Below are 18,278 nucleotides of genomic sequence, written 5' to 3'. Positions count from 1 at the left end.
GTTTCATCCTAACTTTTACTCAATTTCATTTTAAGGAAGAATATGACGAGCTATGCCTCAAGTACACGCCAGTCAGACTCTCCATTGATCATGATGCTTGTTATGGCAATGATGCTTTGGGGGGCGAGTTGGATCTCGGGTAAACTGATTGCTGAATTAGCCCCTGCACCTGTGACCGTATTTTATCGTTTGGCGATTGCCACTGTGAGCATGTTGCCGATTTTGTGGATAGTCAATCGTTTTAACTTGGTGACACTACGTTTTTCTCGTAAAGCGCTGTTTTGGTCTTTACCTGCCGGTATTCTCTTGGCTTTATATAACCAATTGTTCTTTTTAGGTTTACACGATGGTCTGCCGGGAAAAGGGGGCATGTTGGTCACTACAACTAACCCAGTGTTTACTTTTTTGCTTGCTATCCTTATTCATCGACAGAGCACTAACCGTTTCCAAAGTATTGGCTTAGCACTTGGCCTAATCGGTGGCATGTTTATGATTGAAGTGTGGCAATTTGACATGGAACAACTGATTGCAACGGGTAATGGTTATTTTATCATGGCATCCCTAACATGGGCTTTTTTAACACTCGTAAGCCAACAAGGGACTCGTTTTGCGGATTTTTTGCTGTTTAGTACATTAATGTACGCGAGTGCTTCATTGGTGAGTTACGGATTTGCTTATGACTATTCACCTCTGAGTAGCGCGGCTGATTATTCAATATTTTATTGGCAGCATATGCTGTTTTTATCTGTTGTTGTGGTGAGTATTGCCACCAGTGTGTTTTTTTTAGCTAATCAACAGTTAGGCTCAGGTCGTTCTAGTTCGTTTATTTTTGTTGTGCCCGCTTCGGCTATGGGGCTATCGGCTTGGTATTTTTCTGAGCCATTATCATTACCAGTGGCTTGCGGCGCAATGATGGCGCTTGGAGCGGTATATTTGATAAACCGCAGATAATTTGAGCTCATAAAATGCTGGCTTGTTGTTCTAACAAGCCAGCGATGTTGAACAATATAAACCCGCTAATCTAGTTGTTTAAGGTGTTTTGGTTTATCCACTAAGACCTTGAGTTTATCCCGCCAGCTTCGTTTTTCTCCTATGTTCAGCAGCAAAATCCGCCATGGCGTTAACAGTGCATCATTAAGACTAAGCTGATAGGTTCGTTCAGCGACACCATATTGAGGGGGTTGCGAACAAATTGGCTTAACAAAGGTGCCAAATAGCTTGTCCCAAATAATAAGTACGCCCGCAAAGTTTTTGTCTATGTAATGGCTATTTTTAGCATGATGCAAACAGTGATGGGTTGGGGTATTAAAAATAAGTCCTAGCCACTTAAATTCAGGGCTTTGTTCGGTATGTACGAAAAACTGGAATGCGAGATTCAGTGCAACAATCGCAAACACTAATTCTGGTGGATAACCCAGAATAACGAGTGGCACCCAAAAGATCCACATGCCAACGACAGGGTAAAACAGGCTTTGGCGCATTGCAGTAGAAAAATTCATATGCTCGGAGCTGTGATGTACGATATGTGCAGTCCATAGCCAATTAAAGCGATGGCTGGCACGATGAAACCAATAGTATAAAAAGTCTTGTACAATGAATGCGATGAGCACGTTGAGTGCGTTGAGCTCGATATTGAAAAGAGCAAAGTTTTGATAAACATAGCCAAATAGAGGCATAAGCAGCAACAGAGAACATATTTCTGAAGCTTGGTGTGAAAGCGCCAAACAGGTGTTCAATATAAACTCTCGTAATGAGTAGCCACAGCTCGCTTTGCAGTACTCCGCGATGATTGCGATGGCAAACAGGGGGCTTAGAGCAAGCAATATGTAATCAACTGACATGATAGAGCTTCCTTAAACGCTTAATGGCTAATTTAAAATCAATAAATAAAACAAGTTTGAGTAACCATGTGGGTAGCCAAGTATTGCTACGGCCATATATTTGATAACGAAGATGAAGTTGATTGTGTACTCTTGTCAGACTGACGATGCCGCGATGCGCCTTGATTGGGCCATGACCTTCAATTTGATAATGCAATTTTTGTGGAGATAGATGCGTGATCACTTCAACAAATGTATGACCGCGTAGGGTGACTTCACGTCGTTGTAAACCGCAATCATTCGCTAGAGGAATAAATTGACCTTTAAATATTTTACTCAGCTCTGCACAATCAGCTAGTTTTTCAAGTGAAAACACACTGTGTTCGTTTAACTTTTGGGTAATATCGAGTAATGGCATGATGGTCTAAAAAAGTTCATCGTCAAACTAGCATATCTGTATCCGACGGGGCATACTTGACTATACGAGCCATTTTTTTGTCTTTTCACGCCATTATGTTCGATGTATGTCGCCAATATTGCCAGCCGTTAGAGAAATATTTACCCGCACAAAGTTTGCATAAGAGTCGTATTGATATGCAGCTTTATTTTGAGGCGCTCAACCAAGCAGCCAAAGCCAATCAAGATCCCTTATGGGGCTTTGAACTAGGTAAGCAAATAAATACTGCGAGTTACGGTTTACTTGGTTATTTTGTTGAGTCGGCCAACACACTTAATGAAGCTCTGCGAGCACTTTTGTCATTCGATAAAACGGTGGCGAATATTGGTCAATGCCATTTTTTAGAGCAAGGTGAGTACGCGTCGATTGCTTGGCAACCATTTGAAGATAACTTGCAAGCAGTGTTACGTAATATGACTGCTTGGGTGGCGACTGTTCGGCGTCTTACTGGCCAGCAAGTTAAAGCAAACAAAGTGTTTTTTAAAAATAAATTCAGCTATGAACAACAACAACGCCTAACGAGTTGGTTTGGCTGTACTGTGGTTGTTAGCGCCACTGAAAATCGCATAACTTTTGATAAAGCACTGTTATCACTCCCTATTTTAACATCTAACGAATTAGTTGCGGCCAGTGTTCATACTGCATTGAGTGAGTTGCAACATGCCTATGATTATGAGCATCATTGGATGAGACATTTACAAAGCACACTGCATAGTTGCGATTTGCACAAAATGTCATTAGCGTCATTAGCGCAGGCGCTTGCTATGTCGACGAGAACACTACAAAGGCATTTAAAATTACATGAGTTATGTTTTTCCGACTTGTTAGAGCAAGAAAGGAAGCGGCGATTTGCTCAGTTTTGTACTGTGATGAGCAAGCAAGGACTAAGTGATTTACTCGGTTACACGGAGCAAGCGTCGTTAAACCGTGCGGTAAAGCGCTGGTATGGCATGTCACCAAGTGCTTATGTGAAACAATTACATCGTGATAATCGGCGTTAAAATGCAGCCATTAAAAAAGGTGCCCATGGCACCTTTTTTAATGAAGTATTGATGATTACAGACCCGCTGATGCTTTAAGTGCTTCTGCTTTATCTGTTTTTTCCCAAGGGAATTCATCACGACCAAAGTGACCGTATGCAGCTGTAGGCTGATAGATAGGACGCTCTAGGTCAAGCATCGTTAGGATGCCGTATGGACGTAGGTCGAAGTGTTCACGAATGATCTCGATTAAACGTGACTCTTCAAGTTTACCAGTGCCAAATGTTTCAACACTAATTGACGTTGGCTCTGCAACACCAATTGCGTAAGATACTTGGATCTCACACTTGTCAGCAAGACCAGCCGCAACAATGTTTTTAGCAACATAACGTGCAGCATACGCAGCTGAACGGTCAACTTTAGATGGATCTTTACCAGAGAATGCTCCACCACCGTGACGCGCCATACCGCCGTATGTATCAACGATGATCTTACGACCTGTTAGACCACAGTCACCCATAGGGCCACCGATAACGAAACGGCCCGTTGGGTTGATAAAGAACTTGGTTGCTTCAGTGATAAGCTCTGCAGGTAGAGTTGGCTTGATGATAGTTTCCATCACTGCTTCTACTAAATCGTTTTGTGAAATAGTGTCACAGTGTTGAGTTGAAAGAACAACGGCATCGATACCAACTGCTTTACCATTTTCGTAGGCAAACGTTACTTGAGATTTTGCATCTGGACGCAACCAAGCTAGCTCACCGCTTTTACGAACTTGTGCTTGACGCTGAACTAAACGATGTGAATAAGTAATTGGTGCAGGCATTAGTACGTCAGTTTCGTTACAAGCGTAACCAAACATTAGACCTTGGTCACCAGCACCTTGATCTTCAGGGCGTGAACGGTCAACACCTTGGTTGATGTCTGGAGACTGTTTACCGATGGTATTTAAAATGGCACATGAATCAGCATCAAAACCCATATCTGAGTGCGTATAACCAATTTCACGAACAGTTTTACGTGTTAACTCTTCGATATCAACCCATGCGCTAGTGGTTACTTCACCACCAACCATAACCATACCGGTTTTTACGTAGGTTTCACATGCTACACGTGCTTTTGGATCTTGTTCTAAAATTGCATCAAGAACTGCATCAGAGATCTGATCAGCAATTTTATCCGGATGACCTTCAGAAACAGACTCAGAAGTAAATAAATGTTTTGCCATTGTATTTATGCTCACAAATACCGCGCTTCACAAACATCTGGACAGCGCTAAAAAAAATAGGCGGGTATTTTAACCAAATCTACCTCGCATGCATAGTTTTTTTACACCTAGACGTCTAAATAACCTCAGCTACACATAAGCGAATTTGCGCAATGAAGCTATTTCGCTCACTCTCTTCGTTATTTTCACTTGTAATAGCGCACTATTACTTCGCGAAAACGCCTTGATGTTGAGCAAAATATCGTCATTGGATATAGAAGAGGGTGTAACATCTCTATTCTGAGTTATCAAAACTCTTATCCGCAGATGAGGTTAAATAAGGTTATTTTCTCGGCGTTGGAATAAAAACAATAAGCTTAGACCTTTTTCTAGGAATTATCATTGCAGTGTGGACCAAAAATAAGTCAGAATGGGGCCCTAAAAACCCGCGCACAGACAAATAAAAGGTAGGAGAACTCATGCCCTCTCGCAAAGAGCTAGCAAATGCAATTCGCGTCCTGTCAATGGATGCAGTTCAAAAGGCCAAATCAGGCCACCCTGGAGCCCCAATGGGAATGGCGGATATTGCAGAAGTGCTTTGGCGCGATTATCTAAAGCATAATCCAAGTAACCCACTATGGGCTGACCGTGACAGATTTGTGTTGTCAAATGGTCACGGCTCAATGCTTATCTATTCACTTTTACACCTTAGTGGTTACGATCTCTCTATTGACGATTTAAAGAACTTTCGTCAAATGCATTCCAAAACACCTGGTCACCCTGAATATGGTTATGCGCCAGGCGTTGAAACAACGACAGGCCCTTTAGGTCAAGGTATTACCAACGCGGTTGGTATGGCGATTGCTGAAAAAGCGTTAGCTGCACAATTTAACCGTGATGAGCACAATATTGTTGATCACTATACTTATGCATTTTTAGGTGATGGCTGCTTGATGGAAGGTATTTCTCATGAAGCTTGTTCACTTGCAGGTACACTAGGTCTGGGCAAACTGATCGCATTTTGGGATGACAACGGCATTTCTATTGACGGTGAAGTAGAAGGTTGGTTCAGTGATGATACACCTAAACGTTTCGAAGCTTACGGCTGGCATGTAATTGCTGGTGTTGATGGCCATGATAGCGATGCGATTAAAGCAGCTATTGACGCTGCGCGAGCTGAATCTGATAAACCGACGTTGATTTGTTGTAAAACAGTGATTGGTTATGGTTCCCCAAATAAGTCTGGTAGCCATGATTGTCACGGTGCACCACTAGGTGACGAAGAAATCCAAGCTGCAAGAGAGTTCTTAGGTTGGGAACATGGTGCTTTTGAGATCCCAGAAAACGTTTATGCTAAATGGAATGCGACAGCGCAAGGCCAACAACAGCAAAGCGAATGGCAAATTAAATTTGCGCAATACCAAGTAGAACACCCTGAACTTGCCGCAGAGTTTGAACGTCGTATGGCGGGTGATTTACCAGTAAACTGGTCTGAGCAAACAGAAGCTTATATTGCACAGCTTCAAGCAAACCCAGCCAACCCTGCAACACGTAAAGCATCACAAAATGCATTGAATGCATACGGTCCATTATTACCAGAGTTTATGGGTGGTTCAGCAGACTTGGCTGGCTCTAACTTAACTCTATGGGATGGTTCGAAAGGTCTTAGCGCTGAAGATGCGTCTGGTAACTACATTTTCTATGGTGTGCGTGAGTTTGGTATGTCAGCCATCATGAACGGTATTGCCCTACACAAAGGGTTTGTGCCTTACGGTGCAACATTCTTAATGTTTATGGAATACGCACGCAATGCGGTACGTATGGCTGCATTAATGAAGCAACCGAGCATTTTTGTCTATACCCATGATTCAATTGGTCTGGGTGAAGATGGTCCAACCCACCAACCAGTTGAACAGATCGCAAGCATGCGTTTAACCCCTAACTTAGTTAACTGGCGCCCTTGTGATCAGGTTGAATCTGCAGTTGCTTGGCAACAAGCAATTGAGCGTAAAGATGGCCCAACATCATTGATCTTCACGCGTCAGGGCTTAGAGCAGCAATCACGAGATGCTGAGCAAGTTCAAGCGATCAAAAAAGGTGGTTATGTATTAAGTTGTGATGGAAACCCGGAAGTTATCTTAATTGCGACCGGTTCAGAAGTTCAACTTGCAGTAGAGGCAGCTCAAGAGTTACGTAATGCAGGCAAGAAAGTGCGTGTAGTCTCTATGCCATCAACAGATGTGTTTGATGCACAATCAGCTGAGTACAAAGAAAGTGTGCTTCCAGCAGCGGTTACTCGTCGTGTTGCTGTTGAAGCAGGCATTGAAGACTATTGGTACAAATATGTTGGTTTAAATGGTGCGGTAGTTGGTATGAGCACCTTCGGTGAGTCGGCACCAGCTGGTGAGTTATTTGCTCATTTTGGCTTTACAGTCGAAAATGTTGTAGCTAAAGCAAACGCTTTATTCTAAATAGCATGACATAAAAAACCCGCTTTTGCGGGTTTTTTTATACCTTAAAAGTGCGATTTGTTTTCATCACACCTTAAACTGTTCCACCGACTGGCGTAACTCTTCAGCAAGTTTCGCAACTTCGCTACTAGAGATAGACGTTTGGTTAGCGCCTTCGGCTGTTTGTTCTGCAATCGACACAATTGACTCTAAACGTTCACTGATCTCTTGTGCTACTTGCTGCTGCTCATTTGCTGCATTAGAGATCTCTTCACTTACGTCGTGTGCTTGAGACACGGCTTGGGTAATGCTATTGAGGGCTTCGTTGGCCAAATCACTTTGCTCAACGCAAGATTCAGCTTGTTGTTTACCCTTAGACATGGCTCTAACGGCTTCTTCTGCACCGGCTTGCAAGGACTCGATCATTGATTGGATCTCTTGGGTCGATTCTTGCGTTTTGCTGGCAAGAGAACGTACTTCATCAGCTACGACGGCAAAGCCGCGCCCCTGTTCACCTGCGCGAGCCGCTTCAATCGCCGCATTTAACGCCAATAAGTTGGTTTGTTCGGCGATGCCTCTGATCACATCTAAGATACCACCAATCGAAGCACTATCTTGATGAAGTTTATTGATAACGCCAGACGCCTCATCTACCTCACGAGCAAGTTGTTCAATGGTGTGCTTATTGTCGTGCGAAATACCTTTAACACGCTCTGCTTCCTTATCAGCGTTTTTAATTTCCAACAATGCTTGGTGGGCGCTATTACTTACACCGTGTGCAGTACTGCTCATTTGCGTTGTTGCAGTTGCCGCTTGTTCAACTTGTGCTTGTTGATCGCGTATAGCTTGGCTTGACTCACTGGTAATAGTTGAGGTTTCTTCTGACGCTGCGGCCAGCTGTGTAGAACGCGAAACGATGCCGGTTATCAACTCACGAAGACTACTTATCAGCGTGTTACAGCTGCGTGACAGCTCACCAAATTCGTCTTGTGCAGAATCATCTAGTTTCTGCGTCATATCGCCACCGGCAACGATGGTCAGCACACGGTTTACTTCCGCTAGTGGCTTAGTAATCAGGTTGACAGTGATGTAAGCAACACCAATGGCGATTAGAGTGGCGATGATCATACCAGCCCAAGTCCAGATATTGGCTTTACTTACGTCTGTTTGTACTTCTTGTTGTAGGTCAAATGCGACTCTGCTGGCTTCATCTAACAATTCGTCTAGTTGCTTTAAGGCCGCGGTTGTAGCACGTTCCGCATCTTGTAGCTCTTTGCGCGTCATTTCTGTTGCATCAATAGAACGTTTTTTATTATTGAACAAACTATTGTTGCCTGAAAGCTGCTTTTCTAATTCTTTATAGTATGATTCGAGGTCAGCAAACAAATCAGCATCTAATTGCTCAACAGGGCCTTTCATTAATTGCATATTGCGAGCAAGCTCTTCTAATAGGTAGCTTTGATCCTTTTTCACAATCGATAAGGTATTAAGATTATTGATTGTCAGCATGTCAGTCGCATTGGTCACCACCGACGAGAAGTTATTCTCCATGCTGGACGCGGCTTGATAAGCACGTGAATTTTGTTCTTTTAAATCATCTAAATCGATAATATCGAGTACGACGGTGGTTGCATCTTCTGCATTTAGTTCGATATTTTCTAGCTGCACTTTGATCGTTTTACGTAACTCAAGTTCTAATGCTTTGTCTTTTTGTAGGCTTTCTACAGCACCAATAAAGGCTTCGAATGTTCTACCAACATCATTGGCGCTTTTCGATAACTTTGGATTATCACTGACTACTTGCTGGAGCTGAGTATGGCTTTGTTCAAACGTCTTTTTTCTTTTTTCGAACTGTGATTTCAGCGAGTCTAGTTCCGTAGGAACTTGAGTGTAGAAAGTGCCTTGCGCCATCTTACTCATTAAAGAAAACTCAACTTGTAACTCTGCGCTTTTGTCTAGTGCAGGGAGGGAGAGAGTGTTGACTAATTGAGTTGATTGATCGATGTTGGCGATCCTGAACAACGAGTTTCCGCCAATTAACAGCAGTAAAAGGGTGATAAATATAAAGCCACCCCAAATTCTTTGGCTTACAGTCAAGTTCATACAGTTTCCATAAATTTACTAATAGGATTGAATAACTTATCGGTTTTATTACGAATAAGTTAAGTATTTTATAGCAGATGTGCCTAAAAAATTCAGTAAAACTGCGCTAGTTTACCTTATTTGCTTGAAAAATGCTCACTAGAAAGTAAATCTATCAAAGTCATCGGTCCACCCCATACACACCCCGTGTCGAGGGCAATGATATTTTTCAAGTTTGTTTTCCCTTCAAGTGCGGCCCAATGGCCAAATACGTAGCGAGTATCATCATTTTGAAAGCGTTCATGTTTGAACCAAGGGGTTAGCGCTTGCGTTGAACTTGCAGGACCTTTTTGCTTTAGATTGAGCTGCGAATCTTGTGTTAAAAAGCGCATACGAGTGAAAACATTCACGATAGCTTTGAACTTATCAATTTTGTCTAGCTCTGAGAGCGCTAGACTTGGATGTTCACCATACATGTTTTTATAAAAATAGGGAGCTTGTTCAGATTGATAACATGACTGAGCAAACTTGGCATATTTTAGCGCTTCATCCACGTCCCAGCTTGGATGAATTCCTGCGTGTGAAACAAAGGTATTGAGTTCGGGTAAAAAAAGTGCCAGTGGCTGCGCGGTTAGAAATTCAATGTACTGCGAAAGTTTGTTGCTGGCGAAAATAGCATCTAGTTTATCTTTTGGATTAGGCGCTTTATTTAATGCAGTGCAAGCAAGAAAGTGTAAGTCATGGTTACCTAATGTGATGGTAACTGCATGTCTATTTTGGTATAAAAAATCAAGGCAGGCATGGGAGTCAGGTCCCCTAGCAATCACATCACCAACCAGATATAAGTGGTCTTTACTGGGATTAAAATCCACCATATCGAGTAGTTGCATAAAGGGTGCGAAGCACCCCTGTAAATCGCCTATTGCGTATTGAGCCATAACAACTAATGTAGAATATTTGGACAGGCTAAACGAAATACATCAATCGGCGCTTTGAATTCACTGCCAAACTCATTACGCATGACATAGTAGCCTTGCATTGTGCCAAGTGGCGTGTCTAACACGGCACCACTGGTGTATTTATAACTCTCGCCAGGACCAATCGTGGGGGTTTCACCAACGACACCTTCGCCTTCTACTTCCGTTTCTTTACCATTGGCGTCAGTTATCAGCCAATAACGGCTATGCAGCTTGGCGCTACACAGGCTGTGGTTTTTAATGGTGATGGTGTACGCAAAAACATACTTGTCTTTTTCGGGTTGAGACTGCGCCTCCACATAAAAGATTTCTACTGAAACCTTAATTGGAGAGCCTAAATTACTGCTTGTTGTCATAAATCCAATTAGCTATATCGATAAATTGAGCAAGTGATAGATTCTCGGCACGTTTGGCTGGATCGATCCCTAAACTTTCTAATTCTTCGCTGCTTAGCAAGTTAGATAAACTATTGCGCAACGTTTTACGGCGTTGATTGAATGCTTCTAAACAGACGGTATTGAGTAGCTTCGTACTCTTAGCAGTACGTTGTTCCGGCTTTTTAGGGATCAAACGTATCACCGCTGAGTCAACCTTGGGTGCAGGCTTAAAGCACTCTGGTGGTACGTCGATGACAGGCATTGCGTGACAGTAATATTGTGTCATGACGCTTAAGCGACCAAATGCTTTTGAATCGGGTCCTGCAACCATACGCTTTACGACTTCTTTTTGCAGCATAAAGTGCATATGTTCAACATTGTCTGCAAATTCGAATAGGTGAAACAATAACGGTGTTGAAACGTTATAGGGCAGGTTACCGAAGATTTTTAACTTTTCATCCCCTTTGATAAGGCTAGAAAAGTCAAACTTCATCGCATCGCCTTGATGCACCGTTAATTTAGGGCCCATAAACGGATGATGGATCAGACGTTCTGCCAGATCTTTATCAAGTTCTACCACTGTAAGGTGGCCACTTAAATCGACAACAGGCTCGGTGATTGCACCAAGGCCTGGGCCAATCTCCACCAGATTATCACTTGGTTTAGGGTCTATGGCGGTCACTATTTTATCGATGATCATGTCATCATTTAAAAAGTTTTGGCCAAAACGTTTACGGGCGCGGTGGCCCAAATGTACTTTGTCTGTCATGAATTCTGTGCTTTTTCAGTGGCGAGCTTGATTGCTTCGCGGATCGCTAAATCAAAACTACCCACCTCAATGTTATTTGTTGCAGCTAAATCAAGAGCGGTACCATGATCTACTGAGGTGCGTATAAAGGGTAATCCAAGGGTAATGTTCACCGAATTACCAAATCCTTTATATTTTAACACAGGTAAGCCTTGATCGTGATACATAGCCAGCACGGCATCGGCATTATCTAAATATTTTGCTTGGAATAGGGTGTCTGCAGGCAGTGGGCCGATAAATTTCATGCCTTGTTGATTAAGCGATTCTAGCGTGGGTGTGATGGTATCTATTTCTTCACGGCCAAGGTGGCCACCTTCTCCGGCATGCGGATTAAGACCACACACCAACACTTTTGGATCTTCAATGCCAAATTTGTTTTGTAGGTCGTGATGTAAAATGGTCGCGACTTTGCTCAAACGAGCAGCAGTAACTGCCTTAGACACATACTCTAACGGAATATGGGTGGTAACAAGGGCCACTCTCAAACCTTCGGTAGCAAGCATCATGACGACATCAGCGGTATTTGATTGTTGTGCGAAATATTCAGTATGGCCACTGAAGGAAATACCAGCGCGATTGATTATGCCTTTGTGAACGGGACCTGTTACAACGGCATCAAAGGTGCCATCCATATTTTTCTCAGAGGCCAAACGTAGTGTTTCAAGCACATATTGGCCATTTTTTTCGTCTAAAGTGCCAGCAACGACATCACACCCTTTATCAACTTGGAGATAATACAAACTGCCTGCAGGTGCTGGAGCCGGTGTATCGCTGGCGTTGAACTCAAGCATATTAATGTCCATGCCCAATTCTGTTGCTCGCTTTTCCATCACAGACTTATCTACAACGGCTACTAGTTGCGCGGGCCAGCTCTTCTGAGCCAGCCTAATAACTAAATCAGGACCAATACCCGCAGGTTCTCCCGGCGTAATGGCAATTCTTAAACACTTAGTCATCTATCATTACTCTTGCGGGAAAATATCAATGTGTGCTTGCTCTCTGATTTCGCTTTGCCACTTGAAGGCTTCTTCTTTAAATTTACGGTTGTACAACAGGCCGTGAGCACGATTGAGCTTGGCTTGTTCCGTTTTGTCTGCGACTCGTTTGTCGAGTAACTGTACGATATGCCAACCGTATGAGCTTCTAAATGGCTCACTAATTTCGTTTTGATCTAATGACAATAATGCATCTCTAAAAGCTGGTACGTATGTTGTTGGGTCTGTCCAGTCATATTCACCGCCTTTTAGTGCCGAACCGGGATCTTCCGAGTGTTTTTTAGCGAGCTCTGCAAAATCGGCTTTGCCTTCGCGAAGGTCTTTAACAAAGCCGGTTAACATGTCTTTAGCCTTCTCTTCACTTAAGATGATTGAAGGTTTGATCAAGATGTGGCGTGAACGAACTTCAGTTGTCTCAACAACTTGTCGACCACGAATATCTTGGATTTTGAGAATGTGGAAGCCTGCACCAGAGCGAACAGGGCCGATTATCTGACCTTTTTTCTGACCTTTTACTGCTTCTGCAAATAGCGATGGCATCTCGTTGATCCCCATCCAGCCAAGCTGACCACCTTCAAGGGCTTTCGCACCACTAGATGATGCAATCGCGATACGCTTAAATTCTTTGCCTTCATTTAAAAATTCAATCACTTTGTCAGCACGTGTGCGCGCATCTTCAATTTCTGCGGGGGTTGCCTTGTTTGGGATCTTAATCAGAATGTGACCTAGATCGAACTCTTCAGAGTTACCGGTTTGCTTAGCCAATATTTCTTGAAGATTAGAAATTTCTCGTGGGCTGATATAAACACGGCGGTCTACGTTAGCACGACGTACTTGGCTAATAGTAATCTCTTTACGAATTTGTTCACGATATTGTGCAAAGCTTTCACCACTTGCTTCTACAGTTCGACGCAAATCAGCAATAGTGCCACCTTGCTCTGAAGCGATGTTGGCTAAGGTTTGATCAAGCTGTGCATCGGAAATCTCCATACCCATGCGTTCGCCCAGCTGTAGCATCAGCGTTTGGTCAACCAAGCGGTCAACGGCTTGAATACGCAATGTTTTATCAGACGGCAACTCGGTGTTTTGTTGTTTTGCTTGTTCCTTTACACGTGAAATAATTTGCTCTACTTCACTTTGCAAAACGACGCCATCGTTCACAACGGCAACAACTTTGTCAACTTCGACTCGCTCGGCAAGTACATTTTGGTTAAACCCAAGCCCAATCAGGGCTGCCAGTAACAACTTCTTAAAATTCATCATATTCTAATATTTATCAATTATTTAAAAAATAGGGGCGACGATAGTGGAACAAGCCTTGTTGTAAGACCTTGTTAATATCGTATTTTGACTTACCACCTAGACCTTTGAGTACAAAGCTAATATCTATACTGCTATCAAACTTTACATCTTGATTTATTGTTCTATTTAAATCTGTTTCTATCTGTCTTTTACCTGTTACTTGAATTGCCCAACAGCAGCTTTCATAACGCACACCCGCAAAGACTTCAACACTTCTGGCTGTTGTCAGGTCGCGGTGATAGCTTGCTACCATCTGCCAATTCTCATTTATTGGTAAACTGGTAAAAAGACCTACTTGATCGATTTCATATCCTGAGACATCGCTAGCATATCGATGGTTCAATTGAACCAATTTATTCTTATCACCTTTGTAATCGATCGTGGTATGAGATTCGATGATCTCTTTTGCATCTGCATCATACTGTACCCCTGCAGAGAAATACCAACGTCTATGCCAATGTATCATGGTTTCAGCTGCAAACAAGGCGTTGTAGTTTGTTTGATTATCTAAGCTCTGTGCACTTGGCTTTACGTCATCTTCTAGATACAAAATCTGGCCTGCGCTGAAGTTAAACCGCTCTTGGCTTTTTGCATCAAAAATTCGCGTTGTTGCGCCTAATGTTATTTGGTTTGCTTCTGCAATACGGTCTACACCAGAAAAACGTTGATCTCTGAACAAACCGTAAAAGTCATCTTGCATTTTGGTCGTATCGTACAGCGCGATGTTTTGCTGATTTCTATCTGGGGTATATAAATATTGCACTTGAGGCTCAAGTGTTTGAATACCATCTTTTATAAACATGGCAGTATCTCGCTCAAAATTTAGTTGCGCATGCATGCGCAACTTTGGCAATGTGCGAGATACGTTTTCATCATAAGGTGTGTTTTGTAAGTCACCTTTTTGTTTGTATCTGGTGTGCAGCAAACTGAGTTCGCTGATAAAGGACCAGGCATATTCGTTAAATTTGAAGCTGGCTTTTGGCTCAATATGAAACCGTGTTGCTTCTTTGACTTGTAATGCATCATTTTTGAAATGTGCTAGCTCACCATGTACATCAAAGTCGAGACCATAAAGGTTGTAAGCTGAACGGTTTCTCCAACTAATTTGTGGTAAAGCGGCGTAAGACTCGGTGTGGTCACCTAATACTTCAAATGTTTGCAGTTTGATATCCGTTAACCAATGTGAGCCCAGATAGCTAAGTACTCCCGTTCTATCGAGCTGAGTACCTGTTTCATTAGCATAATCAGAATTTAAATCAGTTAAATAGTTATCATCACTGACATTCGTGACATCAACACTCATACGCCATTGTTCACTTAGGTAACTTTGTTGATCCCAGTGAACTAAGTAGCGTTCATCTAAACTGGGCTCAGAGTCATCTTGTTCTAAAAATTCAACACCCAGTAAACCCTTATGTTGTTCTGTCAGGTAACGGAACTCGGTAATGAGCTGCACCCCTTGATTCGCCATGTACCTTGGTGTGATTGTTGCGTCATAGTTTGGCGCGATATTCCAATAGTAAGGTAAGGCAACTTCTAAGCCATAGCGACTAGAAGGAGCAATCTTGGGCATGAGAAGCCCCGACTTCCTTCTATCATCTATGGGGAAAGTAAAATAGGGAACGTATAAAACAGGCGCATCAAGTATTTTAAGCACGGCATTATGTGTTTCGCCCCAGCCTTCTTCTTTAGATAGGGTGATGTTATCGGCTTCAAGTGCCCAAAATGGTTTATTTGATGGGCAAGTGGTGAAACTAGAATTGATCAAGGCGACTTGTTTGTCTGAAGCCGAAAGTTTTTCTGCACCACCATGGCCTTGTTGCTGAGTGAGTTGATAGTCAGCACCGAGTAAGCTTATTTCGTTATTATTTAAATCTGCGTATAAAGCATTGGCGCTTACGTTAGTATATGGATCTTGGTAATTAAGCGGGCCGGTTGCGTTAAGTAAACTTTGTTTTTTATCAATGAGTGCACTGCTGGCTTGGAGTGACATCTTGCTGGTGTTTATTACAACATTACCAGAAAATTCGGCACTGTCTTTGCCTTGCATTTCAACGTCATCTGCTTGGATGTCAATTGCATCTTTGGGTAAAGCGCTTAAAGGCTGCCAATTTTTGGGTTGTAAGTATTCGCTACAAAGCTTTGGTGCAGGTACTGTTCCGGCTATCGCATTGGTACTGGCAAAAATTACCGCGATGGCCCCCCATCTTTTCGTCATTGATTAACCTTGAACGCCATTATTGATATTAAGCAAGACATGATAAAGTAAAACTTAGTGAAATACAGTAATTAAGAGTGGAATTTTGTGACAAAAGAGCAAAATAGACAAAGCTTACTAAAGGCTTTTTTAAAGCGGTATTTTTCAACAGACCACTACAGTTGGTGTGCAATAACGAGTGATGCTAGTTTTCGACGTTACTATCGGGTCGTGTCTGGGCAAAAGCACTTTATTGTGATGGACTCAGACCCAAGCAGAGTAAACAACGCGCCTTTTGTTGAGTTAAATCGGTGTTTTAGTGAAGCGGGTTTGCGTGTGCCTCGTATTTTTTTAACAGATCTTGAACACGGTTTTTTGCTCTTAGAAGACCTTGGTCAGACGCATTTGGCAGATCGGCTTCTATTGCCATCGCTTGAGCATGATTACGAAAATGTCTTACGCCTCTTACCACAAATAGCGGGTACCCCAGCATCTAACAGCATGAAGCCTTATGATGCTGATTTTATTGCAATGGAGATGGATATATTCTGGCAGTGGTTATTACTTGAATGGTTGGGGCTCGATGAGCAAAACTTACCACTATTTCAATGGCGAAGTCTTAAAGAGCAGCTTGTTAGTAACATACTGGCACAGCCGCAAGTGACTATGCATCGAGATTTTCATAGTCGAAACATTATGTATGTAGATACGCAGTGGGCACTAATTGATTATCAAGATGCAGTGCAAGGTCCCGTAACTTATGACGCCGTGTCTTTATTGCGGGATTGTTATTTTAGATTACCCAGCGAGTTATTCGAGCGTTTGCAAAAGGTCAGTTATGTCCAATTATATAACGCCAAGTTACTTGGCGACATGGGCTTTGAATCTTATTGCCGTTACTTTGACTTAACGGGGGTGCAAAGGCATTTAAAAGCCGCTGGTATTTTTTGTCGACTATTGATCCGTGACGGAAAATCAGGATATCTCAAAGATGTATTGCCTACTTTGGAATATGTCTGTGAGGTTGCAAAGTGTTACGAGCCATTTCAATGGCTTGAAACTTGGTTGCGCCATGACATAATGCCAAAAGTAGAAGCTAAGCTGGACCTAATCACTGAATGAAAGCCATGATCCTTGCCGCAGGCCGCGGTAAACGTATGATGCCGCTCACGGCTGAGTTACCAAAGCCTATGTTAGAAGTCGCAGGAAAGCCGTTACTTTATTATCACTTGATGCGATTAAAAGCCGCAGGTATCAAAGAGGTGGTGATAAACCTTGCGTGGCAAGGTGAGAAAATAAAACAGTTTTTTGCCGATGGTACGCTATTTGATATGAAAATTACGTATAGTCAAGAGCCTGAAGGGGGCTTGGAAACGGCAGGTGGCATTATCAATGCGTTGGCACTATTGTGCCAAGAGGACGATAGGTTTCTTGTTATTAATGGTGATATCTTTACCGACTATGATGTGAGCTCGATGCTTCAATTACAGTTGTTCGAAGCTCAAGCGCATATCGTGCTGGTTGAGAATCCAGACCACAATCCTGAAGGAGACTTTTGTTTGGCGGAGCAACCCCAGAACGAACAGAAATATACCTTTGCAGGCATTGGTTTATATCACAAATCATTTTTTGAAAAGCAGACAGGTGGCTTTGTGCCTTTGGGTCCTATGTTGTGTGAAGGGCTGACAAGCGGACATGTGTCAACTGAGCTATATCTGGGGCAATGGAGTGATATTGGTACGCCAGAACGTCTAGCGCAGATCAACCTTGAACAGGAGCAGCAGCATGTGGGGTAAACTACTAGGCACTTGCTTTGGCTTTATGTTTGGTCGTTGGTTAGGTGCTATTTTGGGATTTTGGCTTGGTCATATGTTTGATAAAAGCCTAAAACAAAGTTTTGACAAGGTGGGCGGCTTTCAGGGCTTTTTCAGTGGTGATGATTTACACCAGCGACAAGCACTGTTTTTCTCTAGCTGTTTTGCGGTGATGGGGCATATCGCAAAGTCTAATGGGCGAGTCAGCGAAACACATATTCGTGCTGCGACAGCATTTATGGATGACATGGGGCTACATGGTGAGGATAGAGTTGAGGCACAAAATGCTTTTCGCGCAGGGAAAGAACAAGATTTCAAATTAAAAGAAGCAATTACTGACTTTAAAGAAGTTTTTGCAAGGCGTTACGATTTGGTTCAGCTGTTTTTAGAGATCCAAATTCAAATGGCGTTTTCGGATGGTCATCTTGCTGCCAGTGAAAAGCAATTACTGCAAAAAGTGAGTCAATATCTTGGTATTTCTGCGACGCACTTTAAATTTATCCTCAAGCGCTATCAAGCGGAGTTTAGCTTTCGACAGCATCAGCAAAGTCAACAGCAGCAATACAGACAACAGCATAGACAGGCTAGCAGCTCTGAGCCCGCTTTTTCTAAAACGCAGGCCTTGGCGGTGTTAGGTTTATCGAGTAATGCGACAGAGAAAGATATTAAGCGGGCATATAGAAAGCTCATGGCACAGCATCATCCGGATAAGTTAGTCTCTCAGGGATTGCCAGAGCATATGATGGAAGTGGCGAAACGCAAGAGCCAAGATATTCAATCAGCTTACGAATACTTGAAAAAAGCAAGCTAGT

16 protein-coding genes are annotated in these 18,278 nt (G+C 42.7%); 6 read left to right on the top strand and 10 right to left on the bottom strand.

Going from position 1 to position 18,278, the window contains the following annotated elements; all coding sequences use genetic code 11:
* The first annotated feature begins 42 nt into the window (after positions 1-42).
* A complete protein-coding gene (locus tag ACW689_RS13035; RefSeq protein WP_476292004.1) occupies positions 43-951 on the top strand; it encodes a DMT family transporter in 909 nt (302 codons plus the stop codon).
* A gap of 65 nt (positions 952-1,016) precedes the next feature.
* Here ACW689_RS13035 and ACW689_RS13030 read toward each other — a convergent pair whose 3' ends face one another.
* Together ACW689_RS13030 and ACW689_RS13025 are read right to left on the bottom strand one after the other, a co-directional pair.
* Positions 1,017-1,841 carry a sterol desaturase family protein gene (locus ACW689_RS13030; protein WP_476292002.1) on the bottom strand — a complete coding sequence of 275 codons (825 nt, stop codon included), beginning with the start codon at positions 1,839-1,841 and terminating at the stop codon, positions 1,017-1,019.
* A complete protein-coding gene (locus tag ACW689_RS13025; RefSeq protein ID WP_476292000.1) occupies positions 1,831-2,238 on the bottom strand; it encodes a hypothetical protein in 408 nt (135 codons plus the stop codon). Before ACW689_RS13025 ends, ACW689_RS13030 begins: the two co-directional genes overlap by 11 nt.
* A gap of 77 nt (positions 2,239-2,315) precedes the next feature.
* Here ACW689_RS13025 and ACW689_RS13020 point away from each other — a divergent pair, with 77 nt between their 5' ends.
* Positions 2,316-3,278 carry an AraC family transcriptional regulator gene (locus ACW689_RS13020; RefSeq protein WP_476291998.1) on the top strand — a complete coding sequence of 321 codons (963 nt, stop codon included), beginning with the start codon at positions 2,316-2,318 and terminating at the stop codon, positions 3,276-3,278.
* Between the two features lie 55 nt (positions 3,279-3,333).
* On the opposite strand, the gene metK is transcribed toward ACW689_RS13020, so the two are convergent.
* Positions 3,334-4,485 carry a methionine adenosyltransferase gene (gene metK, locus ACW689_RS13015; RefSeq protein WP_476291996.1) on the bottom strand — a complete coding sequence of 384 codons (1,152 nt, stop codon included), beginning with the start codon at positions 4,483-4,485 and terminating at the stop codon, positions 3,334-3,336.
* Between the two features lie 458 nt (positions 4,486-4,943).
* On the opposite strand from metK, the gene tkt reads away from it, so the two are divergent.
* Positions 4,944-6,935, top strand: coding sequence for a transketolase (tkt, locus tag ACW689_RS13010; RefSeq protein WP_476291994.1), 1,992 nt, complete (start codon positions 4,944-4,946; stop codon positions 6,933-6,935).
* Between the two features lie 66 nt (positions 6,936-7,001).
* On the opposite strand, the gene ACW689_RS13005 is transcribed toward tkt, so the two are convergent.
* The 7 genes from ACW689_RS13005 to lptD all read right to left on the bottom strand — a co-directional run bounded on the left by ACW689_RS13005 (position 7,002) and on the right by lptD (position 15,673).
* Complete coding sequence (locus ACW689_RS13005) at positions 7,002-9,017, bottom strand: methyl-accepting chemotaxis protein (RefSeq protein ID WP_476291992.1); 2,016 nt, start codon at positions 9,015-9,017, stop codon at positions 7,002-7,004.
* A 116-nt stretch (positions 9,018-9,133) separates the two neighbouring features.
* Positions 9,134-9,934: a symmetrical bis(5'-nucleosyl)-tetraphosphatase gene (locus ACW689_RS13000; RefSeq protein ID WP_476291990.1), complete on the bottom strand. Its 801-nt coding sequence runs from the start codon at positions 9,932-9,934 to the stop codon at positions 9,134-9,136.
* 5 nt (positions 9,935-9,939) lie between these two features.
* A complete protein-coding gene (gene apaG, locus ACW689_RS12995; protein WP_476291988.1) occupies positions 9,940-10,329 on the bottom strand; it encodes a Co2+/Mg2+ efflux protein ApaG in 390 nt (129 codons plus the stop codon).
* Positions 10,313-11,119 carry a 16S rRNA (adenine(1518)-N(6)/adenine(1519)-N(6))-dimethyltransferase RsmA gene (gene rsmA / locus ACW689_RS12990; protein WP_476291986.1) on the bottom strand — a complete coding sequence of 269 codons (807 nt, stop codon included), beginning with the start codon at positions 11,117-11,119 and terminating at the stop codon, positions 10,313-10,315. The genes apaG and rsmA overlap by 17 nt, the downstream gene beginning before the upstream one ends.
* On the bottom strand, positions 11,116-12,114 hold the full coding sequence (gene pdxA, locus ACW689_RS12985; RefSeq protein WP_476291984.1) for a 4-hydroxythreonine-4-phosphate dehydrogenase PdxA: 999 nt from the start codon (positions 12,112-12,114) through the stop codon (positions 11,116-11,118). Before pdxA ends, rsmA begins: the two co-directional genes overlap by 4 nt.
* Positions 12,115-12,120: 6 nt before the next feature.
* Positions 12,121-13,413: a peptidylprolyl isomerase SurA gene (gene surA / locus ACW689_RS12980; RefSeq protein ID WP_476292100.1), complete on the bottom strand. Its 1,293-nt coding sequence runs from the start codon at positions 13,411-13,413 to the stop codon at positions 12,121-12,123.
* 16 nt (positions 13,414-13,429) lie between these two features.
* Positions 13,430-15,673 (bottom strand): LPS assembly protein LptD, encoded by a 2,244-nt coding sequence (lptD, locus tag ACW689_RS12975; RefSeq protein ID WP_476291982.1) that lies wholly within the window; start codon positions 15,671-15,673, stop codon positions 13,430-13,432.
* Between the two features lie 87 nt (positions 15,674-15,760).
* Between lptD and ACW689_RS12970 the strand changes: the two genes are divergently transcribed.
* Genes ACW689_RS12970 through djlA form a run of 3 tightly spaced genes read left to right on the top strand, consistent with a single transcriptional unit; the run spans position 15,761 to position 18,277 of the window.
* Positions 15,761-16,774, top strand: coding sequence for an aminoglycoside phosphotransferase family protein (locus ACW689_RS12970; RefSeq protein WP_476291980.1), 1,014 nt, complete (start codon positions 15,761-15,763; stop codon positions 16,772-16,774).
* Complete coding sequence (murU, locus tag ACW689_RS12965) at positions 16,771-17,448, top strand: N-acetylmuramate alpha-1-phosphate uridylyltransferase MurU (protein WP_476291978.1); 678 nt, start codon at positions 16,771-16,773, stop codon at positions 17,446-17,448. The genes ACW689_RS12970 and murU overlap by 4 nt, the downstream gene beginning before the upstream one ends.
* The gene (gene djlA, locus ACW689_RS12960; protein ID WP_476291976.1) at positions 17,438-18,277 is read left to right on the top strand and encodes a co-chaperone DjlA; all 840 of its coding nucleotides are present in this window, start codon (positions 17,438-17,440) and stop codon (positions 18,275-18,277) included. Before murU ends, djlA begins: the two co-directional genes overlap by 11 nt.
* Position 18,278 lies beyond the last annotated feature (1 nt).

The sequence above is a fragment of the Pseudoalteromonas sp. ABE4_541 genome (genome assembly GCF_056312285.1).
The sequence above is the reverse complement of the archived record's forward strand: the minus strand, read 5'-3'. Positions and strand labels throughout refer to the sequence as shown.

What these genes read in the sequence shown, in the direction of transcription:
- lptD (WP_476291982.1), bottom strand. Translation starts at nt 15,673, where the DNA reads ATGACGAAAAGATGGGGGGCCATCGCGGTAATTTTTGCCAGTACCAAT.
- murU (WP_476291978.1), top strand. Translation starts at nt 16,771, where the DNA reads ATGAAAGCCATGATCCTTGCCGCAGGCCGCGGTAAACGTATGATGCCG.
- tkt (WP_476291994.1), top strand. Translation starts at nt 4,944, where the DNA reads ATGCCCTCTCGCAAAGAGCTAGCAAATGCAATTCGCGTCCTGTCAATG.
- apaG (WP_476291988.1), bottom strand. Translation starts at nt 10,329, where the DNA reads ATGACAACAAGCAGTAATTTAGGCTCTCCAATTAAGGTTTCAGTAGAA.
- djlA (WP_476291976.1), top strand. Translation starts at nt 17,438, where the DNA reads ATGTGGGGTAAACTACTAGGCACTTGCTTTGGCTTTATGTTTGGTCGT.
- ACW689_RS13025 (WP_476292000.1), bottom strand. Translation starts at nt 2,238, where the DNA reads ATGCCATTACTCGATATTACCCAAAAGTTAAACGAACACAGTGTGTTT.
- ACW689_RS13030 (WP_476292002.1), bottom strand. Translation starts at nt 1,841, where the DNA reads ATGTCAGTTGATTACATATTGCTTGCTCTAAGCCCCCTGTTTGCCATC.
- surA (WP_476292100.1), bottom strand. Translation starts at nt 13,413, where the DNA reads ATGAATTTTAAGAAGTTGTTACTGGCAGCCCTGATTGGGCTTGGGTTT.
- ACW689_RS13005 (WP_476291992.1), bottom strand. Translation starts at nt 9,017, where the DNA reads ATGAACTTGACTGTAAGCCAAAGAATTTGGGGTGGCTTTATATTTATC.
- ACW689_RS13035 (WP_476292004.1), top strand. Translation starts at nt 43, where the DNA reads ATGACGAGCTATGCCTCAAGTACACGCCAGTCAGACTCTCCATTGATC.
- pdxA (WP_476291984.1), bottom strand. Translation starts at nt 12,114, where the DNA reads ATGACTAAGTGTTTAAGAATTGCCATTACGCCGGGAGAACCTGCGGGT.
- rsmA (WP_476291986.1), bottom strand. Translation starts at nt 11,119, where the DNA reads ATGACAGACAAAGTACATTTGGGCCACCGCGCCCGTAAACGTTTTGGC.
- metK (WP_476291996.1), bottom strand. Translation starts at nt 4,485, where the DNA reads ATGGCAAAACATTTATTTACTTCTGAGTCTGTTTCTGAAGGTCATCCG.
- ACW689_RS13000 (WP_476291990.1), bottom strand. Translation starts at nt 9,934, where the DNA reads ATGGCTCAATACGCAATAGGCGATTTACAGGGGTGCTTCGCACCCTTT.